Raw genomic sequence first — 10,761 nt, 5'->3', positions numbered from 1 at the left:
TGAACGTGGACGAATCGTGTCCCCGGCGTTGACAGCGGGGGCTCAGCGAAGCAGCGCATCGAGGCGCGGACACGGGGTCGATGCGGCGGAGGAGCCGCGATCCCGCAATCGGCACTGCCGCCCGCTCGACCCGCCGCAGTAGCCTGTGGGGATGACCACCCGCCGCACCCTCGACCAGTCCTCCAAGCTGAAAAGCGTCCTCTATGAGATCCGGGGGAAGGCCCTCGTCGAGGCCGTGCGACTGGAGGCCGACGGGCACCGCATCCTCAAGCTCAACACGGGCAACCCCGCCATCTTCGACTTCGAGGCACCGCACCAGATCGTCCGCGACATGATCGCGGCGCTCCCCCACTCCCACGGGTACAGCGACAGCCGCGGCATCCTCTCCGCCCGGCAGGCCGTCACCTACCGCTACGAGGAGATGGAAGGCTTCCCCCGGGTCGACCCCGAATGGGTGTTCCTCGGCAACGGCGTCTCCGAGCTCATCACGATGACGATGCAGGCGCTCCTCGACGACGGCGACGAGGTCCTCATCCCGGCACCCGACTACCCGCTGTGGACGGCGATGACGAGCCTCGCGGGTGGCACCCCGGTGCACTACCGCTGTGACGAGGAAGCCGACTGGGCGCCGGACATCGAGGACATCCGTTCCAAGATCACGCCGAACACCAAGGCGATCGTCATCATCAACCCGAACAACCCCACGGGCGCGGTGTACTCCCGCGAGGTGCTCGAACAGATCGCCGGGATCGCGCGCGAGCACGGACTGCTGCTGCTCGCCGACGAGATCTACGACCGCATCCTGTACGAGGACGCCGTCCACATCCCGATGGCGACGGTCGCTCCGGATCTGCTCTGCCTCACCTTCAACGGTCTGTCGAAGACGTACCGGGTCGCCGGGTACCGTTCGGGCTGGCTCGTCATCACCGGGCCGCGCGACCACGCGAGCGGTTTCCTCGAGGGCATCACCCTCTTGGCGTCCACGCGCCTCTGCCCGAACGTGCCCGCGCAGCATGCGGTGCAGGCGGCACTCTCCGGGGTGCAGTCGATCGACGCCCTGATCGCGCCGAGCGGTCGCCTCCTCGAGCAGCGCGACGCCACCTGGGCCGGCCTCAACTCGATCCCCGGCGTCTCCTGCACCAAGCCGATGGGCGCGCTGTACGCGTTCCCGCGCCTCGATCCCGAGGTCCACGAGATCCACGACGACGCGCAACTCGTCCACGACCTGCTGGTGGCGGAGCACATCCTGCTCGTGCAGGGCACCGGGTTCAACTGGCCGGACCCCGACCACCTGCGCGTCGTCACCCTCCCGGAGGAGCGCGTCCTCACCGATGCGATCGAGCGCCTCGGCAACTTCCTCTCCTCCTACAAGCAGTAGGCGCGACAGCAGGACATCAGCGCGGTGGCAGGACGGTGTCGAGCAGAGCGTCCTGCTGCCGGGCGTATCTCCTGCGCTAGACGCCGAGGTACCGACCCGGCCGGTGGTTGAGCGCGAGGATCAGGTTGAGGAGCACCGCGCCGAGCGCGGAGACGAGCACGTTGAGCGGCGGGACCGCGACGAGCGAGACGAGCACGACGACGGTGTCCACGGCCATGAGGACATAGCCGGCACGGAGGCCGAAGCGGTCCTGCAGGATGAGCGCGACGATGTTGAACCCGCCGAGGCTCGCGCGATGCCGGAACAGGATGAGGATGCCGACACCGCAGAGCACGTTGCCGACGACGGCCGCGTAGAACGGGTCGAGGTGCGCGACCGGCAGGAACAACGGGTGCACGCCGGACAGCACCGAGACGAGCACGATCGCGCCACCGCTCCGCAGCGTGAAGACCCACCCCTTGCCGCGGATCGCGAGCAGGAAGAACGGCAGGTTGATCGCGATGAACAGCACCGGGAACGGCACGGGCGCGAGGTAGCTGACGAGCAACGAGAGCCCCGCCGTCCCACCCGTGACCGCCGACCCGGCCTTGAGGATGAACAGCCCGAAGGACACGACCGTCACCCCGACGAGCAACCCGAGGATGTCCTCCACCACACCGTGTCGGACGGGAGACGGTGCTGGCGTCTGCTGAGCGGCGGGCGGCGCGCTCGGCTGCGGAGTGGTCATTCCGCCAACGATGCGACAGCCCGACGTCCTGCGCAACACGGGTAGAGTGCAGTGGGCTTCCTGCTCAACCACACACCAGGAGGGTGAGCATCATGCTTCATGCCGCGACCGTCGACCAGCTCGACGCCCGCATCCTGAACCAGCTGGACACCGACCCGACGATGACCGCCCTCGCCCTGTCGCGCGCACTCGGTGTGGCGAGGAACACCGTCCACGCCCGCCTGCGGCGGCTGGAGACGAGCGGTGCACTCGCCGCGCCCAGCCGTCGGGTACGTCTGTCGGCGCTCGGCTACCCACTCACCGCCTTCATCGAGATCTCCATCCGGCAGGACCTCGCGACCGAGGCCTATGCGGCGCTCGAGTCGATCCCGGAGATCGTGGAGGTGCACGCGACCACCGGTGACGCCGATCTCTTCGCGAAGGTGGTCGCGCACGACACTGAGGACCTGCACCGGATCGCCGGCGTGCTGCTCGCCGCACCGGGGGTCGTGCGGACGAACACGAAGGTGTCCCTCATCGAGGTGATCCCCTACCGCCCGTCGAGCCTCCTCGCCCGCCTGGTCGAGGAACCGTCAGCGCGCTGAAGTCGTCAGCGCGCCGATCGGGCGCGCACCACGGCGGCCGTGCCCGCGGCGATCGCGACGACCGTCCCGTAGCCGAGCACCGTGGCGTGGAGCCCGATCGCCGATGCGAGGAGCCCCGCGATGACGGCCGGGACCCCGAAGGACAGGTAGGCGACGATGTAGAGCGCCGCGAACAGCTCGGCCCGTTCGTCGGCCGGCGCGAGCGGGACGAGTGAGGCGATCGTGCCCATGAACGCGGTCCCGAAGCCGGTGCCGGCGATCACGACGGCGACCACCGCGATCGGGAGCGAGCCGAGGACGAGGGCGACGAGCAGGACGATCGTGCCCACGGCGAGCGCGGTGGCACCGTAGACGGCTGCGACGACCGGTCGGCGCCGGTGCAGGACCGCGGCGGCGACGGCACCGGTGGCCGGCAGGAGGCCGATGAGGAGCGCACCTCCGAGCTGGCCGTCCACCCCGAGTTCGGTGTGCATGATGCTCGGCCCGAGCGAGAGGAAGAGCCCGCCGGTCGCCCAGCCGCCGAGGACGATCGGGATGCTGACGATGAAGAGCCGTCTGGCCTCGGCGGGCACGGCGGCACGAGGCCGGATCGCCCGGGCCCACCCGGGAGCGAGGGCCGAGGTCTCCGGGACGAGCCGGATGAGCCCGGCGATGAGCAGGTAGGCGACCGCCAGCGGCAGGAAGGTCCAGCTCGACGCGTCGGCGACCGTCTGCAGGAGGATGCCCGCGAGGATGGTGCCGGCGGCGAGGCCGATCATGGGCGCGATGGCGTTCAACAGCGTCGCTGCTCGCGGGCGGCCGGGCGGCGCGAGGTCGATGATGGTCGCCGACAGGGTGGACAGGAGCGCCCCGCTCGCCAGCCCCTGCAGGATGCGGGCGAGGTAGAGCAGCGAGCCGGAGTCGACGTGCCAGAGGAGCAGCATGCTCCCAGCGAGGACGATGAACCCGACGGTGATGACCGGGCGGCGGCCGATGTGGTCGGAGAGGGAACCGATCGTCAGCAGGGCGATGAGGAGCGCGAGGGCGTAGACCGAGAACGCGATGGTGACGCCGATCGGGCCGATACCCAGCCGCTCCTGGAGCTCCGGGTAGAACGGCGACGGCGCACTGGCACCGGCGAGCATGAGCGTGCTACCGAGCCCCGCGAGCACGAAGCCGAAGCGGCGGCGGGGCAGCGCGGGCGCGCCGGCGACAGAGGTGGGCACGGGTCGGGTCGGGGGTGACGGGGTCGTCGTGTGCACGGGGCGCTTTCCTTCGGTTCCAAAAAAGTCGAACGGTTGGACGATACGCGCTCAGCGACGATTGTTCAACTATTATCGAACCATGCCAGCAGCCGCCGACCTCGTGCACCCCGACCGCGAAGCGATCGAGTTGCCGGCCGTCCTCTTCGCCCTGAGCGACCCTGATCGACTCGAGATGGTGCGCCAGCTCCGCGACGGCCCCATGGACGCGGCGAACTGCACCGCACTCGACCCGACGATCCCGAAGTCGACCAAGTCCCACCTCATGAAGGTGCTGCGCGAGGCCGGCATCATCCGGAACGAACCCAACGGCCGCCGTCGGACCCTCACCCTGCGGCGCGACGATCTCGACACGCGGTTCCCAGGCCTCCTGGACGCCGTCCTCGACGCGGACTGATCGGATCCGACTGAAGAAGGCGCCCACCTCACTCTGGGGGAACTGTCAGAATTGACGGGCGGGGAGACCCGCTCACACGACGACTCCGAGGGGGAACATGGGAACGCTGCGCTACGGGAACGAAGCACTGGAGCTCGAGGATCGGACGCTCGCCCATGTGCAGATGGTCGTCGTCTCGAAGCTCCGAAAGGGTGAGGCGTTCCTGCTGTCCTGGACGATCGACCCGGCTCACGGCTCCGGCCGGTACGCGATCTGGATCGAGACGGGCGTGCCCATCGTGTTCCGGTTCACGGGTTCCCGGCCGGTCGCCCTCAACCGCGCGTGGCTGCAGGCCATGCTCGACCGCACCTACACGCCGGCAGGTCTCGAGCTGATGCCCGAGGGCGAGTACCCGGAGAACTCCGGCGACCACTGAGTCGGCCGGAAGGACACGGCTGCGAGTAGCACAGCGGCTCGGGCGGTTCAAGCGTCAGCTGCCCGACAGGCGCTCGATTACCATCGAGACCATCGAAGGTCGGGGACTTCTGAGAGTCGGCTCGAGCGGTGCCTGGAGGGCCCGCAGCGCGCAGTCGAAATCGTCGAAGACATTCGGAGGCGGGTCGCACGGATCAGACCGTGCGGCCCGCCTCGTACATCTCACCACCGATGCGGCGGCCAGTCGGGGCGACGGTCAGTGCTGCGCTTCGTCGACATCCTCCGGCGACCGGTCGATCGAGTCGACGGCCTCGCGCATGCGGTCGAGGAAGTCCACGATGCCGGCCGCGATCTCGGGCTCGATCCCGGTGGTCGCCTCCATCATGCGGTGGTGCATGTGACTGAGCGTCTTGCGGACCTCGGCGTCGGCGAAATCGGTGGTCGAGACGGTCACGCGACGACGGTCTGTCTCGCTCGGCCGTCGGACCACGTGGCCCGCCGCCTCCAAGCGATCGAGCATGACGGTGACCGATGACGTCTTGATGCCGAGGTAGGCACCGAGATCCGTCGGGCTGACGAGGCGCTGCTCCTGCTTGGCGCGCAGCATGAAGCGCAGGGCCAGCAGGTCGTTCTCGCCCATGTGCATCTCGTCGCGGGTCCGGCGACGCATGGCGGCCTCTGCAGCGCGGTACAGACGCATGGCTTCGAGCATGCGGCGTCCGCGCTCGTGCTCGTCCTGGTCGTACCAGTAGTGCTGTGCTGCGACGGCTTGGGCGCTCATGAAATCCAACAGTAGTCGTTCTGGTAACGAGAACGTCTAGCGGAGTCCGGATCGTGATGTCAAGTGGGGTACATGCAGACGCATGGATCGCTAGATTCTCTAACAATACCTACCCTGAGCAAGGAGCAGTCATGAGCACGGTGCTGGAGCGAGGCGCGACGACCACGGTCGCTTGGGCCGAGCCGGACGCGACCCTCTGGGTCGCCTCGATCGACGGCGAGTACGCCGGCATGGTCGAGTTCCGGGAGGGCCGGTTCGTGGCCGCCTCGAGCACCGGGAAGGACCTCGGGATCTTCGTCTCCCTGCTCCGCGCGAAGGAAGCGGTGGAGAACGGTCCGGCGAAGTCGCTCCCCTTTCCGTACGTCGCCACGGTCGCCGCGTCCGCGCTCGTGTCCGCGACCGCCGTCGCCGTCACCGCGTTCGCCGTCCTCTGACCCTTCCGTGAAGCGCTCACTCGAGCTCCTCCCGGACGGCATCCTCGCCGAACGCGCGGCCGACGGAGACGTCGCCGCCTTCGAGGTCATCGTGTTCCGACACGGTTCCCTCATGCGTGCGTACGCCGTGCGTGTGCTCGGTGAACGGTCCGAGGCGGAGGACGTCGTCCAGGACGTGCTCATCCAGGCCTGGGGACAATTGGACCGGCTGAACGACCCGAACGCCGTGAAGTCCTGGCTCATGCGCATGGTCTCCAATCGCGCGATCGACCGCCTCCGACGCCGACGCGAACACAGCGACATCGAGGATTGGAATGCACCCGCACCGTCCCATCAGTCCCCGGAGCGCGTCGTCGAAGTGCGCATGCAGATGAGCGCCCTCGCCGCGGTCCTCGACGGCCTCCCCGCCATGCAGCGCGAGTGCTGGATGCTCAAGGAGACGGGCGGCCTCTCCTATGTGGAGATCGCCGAGTCGCTGGGCGTGCCGGCGTCGACGGTCCGTGGGCAGCTCGCCAGAGCCCGACAAACCGTCCTGCGCGAGATGGAGGTGTGGCGATGAATGACGACGTCGACCCCGAGGCGACCCTCGACGGCCTCGACGGCGCGGACCTCGACGGGCACACGATCGACGAGCTCTCCGAATACCTCGACCGCGGCCGCGAACCGCGCGATCCGAGCATCGAGGACTCCCCCGGCTGCCAGCTCGCCTTGGACGCCCTGCTCCGGCTCCGCACCCAGACCTGGGCGCTCCTCAAGTCCGAAGCCGCGACCCGCTCCGAGCACGACCGCTCCTGGATGCACGCCGTGCTGCAGAACATCTCGCTCGAGGCGCACGCCGGTCGCGACATCCCCCTGAGACACCCGGATCCCGAGGTGCGACTGCACCTGACCGAGGGCTCGGTCCGCACCCTGATCCGCGGGGTCGGGGACGACGTCGGGGGCGCCATCATCGGACGCGTCCGCCTCGACGGCGACGTGACTGTCCTCGACGCACCGGTCACGGTCGCGATCACGGCCTCGGCGGCGTTCGGCAACAACCTGGAGCAGCTGTCGCAGCGGATCCGCGATCGCGTCACCGCGGAACTCGCGATCCACACCGAGCTCAACGTCACCGCCGTCGACGTCACGATCATCGACATCCACACGCAGCGCCTCATGCGGCCGGAGGACTCCTGATGGACACCGAGGTCGAGCTCTCACGCCTGCTGACCACCGCCGTCGCCGCAACACCGGGCGTGACCGCCGTGTACGCGTCAGGATCGCCGATCCGGGCCGTGTTGCGTGTCGCCGCCGAGGTCTTCGGCCGAGAGGACGAACCCGCGAAGGTGACCGTCGCCCGTGAGGACGACGGCGCCGTCGTGGTGGGCGTGACGATCGGCGTGACCGACGGGGCGCCCGTTCCGACGACCATGCGGCTCGTCGGTGACGCCGTCCGCGCGGTCCTGCTCGAACGGGACGGCGCGGCCACGATCACCGGGATCGACGTGCGGGTGTGCCGGATCGAGGAGGGCGCGACCGCCGCACGGTGACCGGCCTCAGACCGGCGCCGGCTCCTGCTGCGCCGGCGGTGCGGTGCCGACGGTGCGCTGCCGGTGGCGTCGCTCGATCGCCTGGCCCGCGTAGCTCGCGATGATGATGAGGGCGGCGCCCAACGCCCCCAGCGGCCCGATCGCCTCGCCCGCGACGAGCACCCCGACGAGGAGCGCCCAGACGGGTTCCGTCCCCATGAGGATGCTCGCGCGGGACGCCGACGTCCGGCGGACGGCCCAGAGCTGGACGACGAACGCGAACACGGAGCACAACAGGCCGAGGAAGAGCACGTCCACCCAGCCGCGGGTGTCGAGCCGGGAGACAGCCGTCGCGAGCCCGCCACCGGCCAGGAGCGAGAAGGCTCCGGCACAGACGACCATCTGCACGAGGACCACACCGAGGGTGCTCTCCCGACGGCCCCGCGTCAGGTGCGCGCTCGACGTCACGTGGACGGCGCGAACGACCGCGGCGGCGATCACGAGCGCATCACCCGCGGTGGGCGCCCGGAGACCGCCGTCGGAGACGAGCAGGGCCACCCCGACCACGGCGGCGACCGCCGCCACGAAGTAGGAGCGCGGCAGCCAGGACCGTGAGGCCACGCCGTCGAGGACGGGGGTCATGACGAGCGCGAGACTGATGAGCAGACCGGCGTTGGTTGCGGACGTCAGGTGCACGCCCCAGGTCTCGAGACCGATGATCGCCGCCTGCGAGCACCCGAGTCCAGCAGCGATCAGCAATCCGCGGCCGCGCGGCAACCGTTCCCGGCGCACCAGGCAGATGAGTCCGACCGCGACCACCGCGACGAGGAAGCGCAGGGCCACGGCGGACGGCACGCCCGTGACCGCCGCGAGGTCCTTGGCGGCGAGGAAGCTCGCGCCCCAGACGGCCGCGACACCGACGAGCAGGATGTCGACGAGGAGTTCAGCGGGTGCGCGGCGGGCCATGCCGCTACTCTCCAGGAGACGGACCCGGTAGAACAACCACCGGCGTCTGGATCGACGATGAAGGAGATGCGCATGGATCCGGCTCGACTCCGCCTGCTCCGCGAACTCGGCGACCGCGGCAGCGTGGTCGCCGTCGCCCAGGCACTCCACGTGAGCCCCTCCGCCGTGTCGCAGCAGCTCGCCGCGCTGCAGGCGACCCTGCCGGTGCCGCTCACCGAGAAACGAGGCCGGCGGCTCGTGCTGACCGAGGCCGGTGCGGCCCTCGCCGTCGCAGCCGCACGGGTGGAGGAGGCGCTCGCGGAGGCGCGGGAGGCCGTCGACTCCTTCCTCCAGCACGAGCAGCGCCCGGTCAGCGTGTCCGCGTTCCACAGCGCCGGGCTCGCGCTCTTCGGCCCCCTGCTGACCACGGTCGGGGTCACCGGGAGCGCTGGACCGGGCGGCACCCTCCCACCCCTCCTCCTCGCCGACGCCGATGTCGCCCAGGACCGCTTCGCCAGTCTCACCGCCGACTACGACCTCGTGGTCGCCCACCGCCTCCCCCACGAACCGGCCTGGCCGCTCGACCGGCTGGTCGTGACCCCGCTGCTCGTCGAGCCACTCGACATCGCCATGCACGAGGCGCACCCGCTCGCCGCGCAGCCCGAGGTCCGTCCGGAGGATCTCCGCGACGAACGCTGGATCTCGACGCACGAGGGCTTCCCGCTCGCCGGGGTGCTGCACCACCTCGGCGCCATGAGCGGGCAGGCGCCGAGGATCGACCACCGCATCAACGAGTTCTCGGTCGCCGCCCAGGTGGTCCGAACCGGCGCCGCGATGGCGGTGATGCCACGGACGACGGCCGCACCCCTGGCGGTCGACGGCATGGTCCTCCGCCCGGTCGCGGGAGCCGCCATCGTCCGCCATGTCGACGTCCTGGCACGGCCAGAGGCGATGGCGCGCTCCACGGTCCGGACGGTGCTCGCCGCGCTCCTGCGAGTGGCGGCCGACGCGGCCCACTGACCCCGTATCAGCCCTCCGAGGAGACGTCCACCCCCGGCCATCCGACCCCCGGAAGGCGCAGGGTGGAAGGACGACCACGAAGGAGCATCCATGCGCGCACTCACGTACCAGGGTCGCCGTTCGGTGTCGGTGGAGACCGTCCCGGACCCAGCGATCATCGAACCGACCGACGCGATCATCCGCGTCACCTCGGCCGCCATCTGCGGCTCAGACCTCCACCTCTACGAACTCTTCGGCCCGTTCCTCGACCGTGGTGACATCCTCGGCCACGAGACGATGGGCGTCATCGAAGCCGTCGGCTCGGGCGTCAACCGCCTCGCCGTCGGCGACCGCGTCGTCATCCCCTTCACGATCGCCTGCGGTGAATGCTTCATGTGCAAGCGCGGCCTGCACTCGCAGTGCGAGACCACCCAGGTGACCGAGTACGGCAGCGGCGCCTCCCTCTACGGCTACACGAAGCTCTACGGCCAGGTGCCAGGCGGGCAGGCCGAATTCCTCCGGGTGCGACTCGCCGACGCGAACTGCATCAACGTCGGCCGTGACCTGCCCGACGAGTCCTACCTGTATTTGAGCGACATCCTCCCGACCGCCTGGCAGGGCGTCGAGTACGCCGAGGTGCCCGAGGGCGGTTCCATCACCGTGCTCGGCCTCGGCCCCGTCGGACAGCTGGCCGCCCGCATCGCCAAGCACCGCGGACTCGAGGTCTTCGCCGTCGATCCGGTCCCCGAGCGTCGTGCGCTCGCCGAGCGACACGGCATCCGGGCCCTCGACCTGTCGGACGACGTGGTCGCGGAACTCCGTGACGCCACCGGCGGCCGCGGTCCCGACGGCGTCGTCGACGCGGTCGGCATGGAGGCGCACGGTTCACCGGTGGCCGCCGCCGCACAGACCGCGGTCGGGCTGCTCCCCGATGCGGTCGCACGCCCGGCGATGGAGCACGCGGGCATCGACCGCCTCGCCGCCCTGCACACGGCGCTCGACCTCGTCCGCCGTGGCGGTGTCGCCTCGCTCAGCGGCGTCTACGCCGGTGAAGCGGACATCATGCCGATGAAGTCGATGTTCGACAAGCAGGTGTCGCTCCGCATGGGCCAGTGCAACGTCGCCCGCTGGATCCCGAGTCTGCTTCCCCTGGTGGAGGACAGCGCCGACCCGCTCGGCGTCCTCGACCTCGCGACGCACCGGGTACCGCTCGACGAGGCCCCCGACATGTACGAGAAGTTCCAGAAGAAGGAGGACGGCTGCATCAAGGTCGTCCTGAAGCCCTCGGCGTAACCGCTGACCGCACGAAAACGACCCGCGCCGATCACTCGGCGCGGGTCGTGTCGTCTCAGA

General features: G+C 69.9%; 14 protein-coding genes. 10 read left to right on the top strand and 4 right to left on the bottom strand.

The annotated features are described in order from the left end of the window. The first annotated feature begins 151 nt into the window (after positions 1-151). Entirely contained in the window at positions 152-1,378 is a 1,227-nt protein-coding gene (locus tag ITJ57_RS02205) for a pyridoxal phosphate-dependent aminotransferase (protein ID WP_194668646.1), read from the top strand. Between the two features lie 76 nt (positions 1,379-1,454). On the opposite strand, the gene ITJ57_RS02200 is transcribed toward ITJ57_RS02205, so the two are convergent. Next, on the bottom strand, positions 1,455-2,105 hold the full coding sequence (locus ITJ57_RS02200; protein WP_194668645.1) for a YitT family protein: 651 nt from the start codon (positions 2,103-2,105) through the stop codon (positions 1,455-1,457). Positions 2,106-2,197: 92 nt separating this feature from the next. Here ITJ57_RS02200 and ITJ57_RS02195 point away from each other — a divergent pair, with 92 nt between their 5' ends. After that, on the top strand, positions 2,198-2,689 hold the full coding sequence (locus tag ITJ57_RS02195) for an Lrp/AsnC family transcriptional regulator (protein ID WP_194668644.1): 492 nt from the start codon (positions 2,198-2,200) through the stop codon (positions 2,687-2,689). Positions 2,690-2,694: 5 nt separating this feature from the next. Here ITJ57_RS02195 and ITJ57_RS02190 read toward each other — a convergent pair whose 3' ends face one another. Beyond that, the gene (locus tag ITJ57_RS02190; RefSeq protein ID WP_370582141.1) at positions 2,695-3,930 is read right to left on the bottom strand and encodes an MFS transporter; all 1,236 of its coding nucleotides are present in this window, start codon (positions 3,928-3,930) and stop codon (positions 2,695-2,697) included. Between the two features lie 82 nt (positions 3,931-4,012). Between ITJ57_RS02190 and ITJ57_RS02185 the strand changes: the two genes are divergently transcribed. After that, positions 4,013-4,327 carry a helix-turn-helix transcriptional regulator gene (locus tag ITJ57_RS02185; protein WP_194668643.1) on the top strand — a complete coding sequence of 105 codons (315 nt, stop codon included), beginning with the start codon at positions 4,013-4,015 and terminating at the stop codon, positions 4,325-4,327. 97 nt (positions 4,328-4,424) lie between these two features. Further along, positions 4,425-4,742, top strand: a complete 318-nt coding sequence (locus tag ITJ57_RS02180) for a hypothetical protein (protein ID WP_194668642.1) — start codon at positions 4,425-4,427, stop codon at positions 4,740-4,742. Positions 4,743-4,997: 255 nt separating this feature from the next. Here ITJ57_RS02180 and ITJ57_RS02175 read toward each other — a convergent pair whose 3' ends face one another. Then, entirely contained in the window at positions 4,998-5,522 is a 525-nt protein-coding gene (locus ITJ57_RS02175; RefSeq protein WP_194668641.1) for a MarR family winged helix-turn-helix transcriptional regulator, read from the bottom strand. Between the two features lie 131 nt (positions 5,523-5,653). Here ITJ57_RS02175 and ITJ57_RS02170 point away from each other — a divergent pair, with 131 nt between their 5' ends. The 4 genes from ITJ57_RS02170 to ITJ57_RS02155 are packed head-to-tail and all read left to right on the top strand — an operon-like array spanning position 5,654 to position 7,485. Then, positions 5,654-5,956, top strand: a complete 303-nt coding sequence (locus ITJ57_RS02170) for a hypothetical protein (RefSeq protein WP_194668640.1) — start codon at positions 5,654-5,656, stop codon at positions 5,954-5,956. 7 nt (positions 5,957-5,963) lie between these two features. After that, on the top strand, positions 5,964-6,515 hold the full coding sequence (locus ITJ57_RS02165) for an RNA polymerase sigma factor (RefSeq protein WP_056780022.1): 552 nt from the start codon (positions 5,964-5,966) through the stop codon (positions 6,513-6,515). Next, on the top strand, positions 6,512-7,132 hold the full coding sequence (locus ITJ57_RS02160) for an Asp23/Gls24 family envelope stress response protein (protein ID WP_194668639.1): 621 nt from the start codon (positions 6,512-6,514) through the stop codon (positions 7,130-7,132). Before ITJ57_RS02165 ends, ITJ57_RS02160 begins: the two co-directional genes overlap by 4 nt. Then, positions 7,132-7,485, top strand: a complete 354-nt coding sequence (locus ITJ57_RS02155; RefSeq protein WP_194668638.1) for a hypothetical protein — start codon at positions 7,132-7,134, stop codon at positions 7,483-7,485. Before ITJ57_RS02160 ends, ITJ57_RS02155 begins: the two co-directional genes overlap by 1 nt. 6 nt (positions 7,486-7,491) lie before the next feature. Here the strand turns inward: ITJ57_RS02155 and ITJ57_RS02150 are convergent, their stop codons facing one another. Continuing rightward, positions 7,492-8,430: a DMT family transporter gene (locus ITJ57_RS02150; protein WP_194668637.1), complete on the bottom strand. Its 939-nt coding sequence runs from the start codon at positions 8,428-8,430 to the stop codon at positions 7,492-7,494. Positions 8,431-8,502: 72 nt separating this feature from the next. On the opposite strand from ITJ57_RS02150, the gene ITJ57_RS02145 reads away from it, so the two are divergent. Together ITJ57_RS02145 and ITJ57_RS02140 are read left to right on the top strand one after the other, a co-directional pair. Beyond that, the gene (locus tag ITJ57_RS02145; protein ID WP_194668636.1) at positions 8,503-9,429 is read left to right on the top strand and encodes a LysR family transcriptional regulator; all 927 of its coding nucleotides are present in this window, start codon (positions 8,503-8,505) and stop codon (positions 9,427-9,429) included. A gap of 90 nt (positions 9,430-9,519) precedes the next feature. Then, the gene (locus tag ITJ57_RS02140) at positions 9,520-10,701 is read left to right on the top strand and encodes an alcohol dehydrogenase catalytic domain-containing protein (RefSeq protein WP_194668635.1); all 1,182 of its coding nucleotides are present in this window, start codon (positions 9,520-9,522) and stop codon (positions 10,699-10,701) included. The last annotated feature ends 60 nt before the right edge of the window (positions 10,702-10,761 follow it).

Origin of the sequence: Plantibacter sp. VKM Ac-2880, from assembly GCF_015351235.1 — a bacterium.
Classification (GTDB): Bacteria; Actinomycetota; Actinomycetes; order Actinomycetales; family Microbacteriaceae; genus Plantibacter.
Note: the sequence above shows the minus strand (reverse complement) of the source record. Positions and strands in the feature narration are given on the sequence as shown.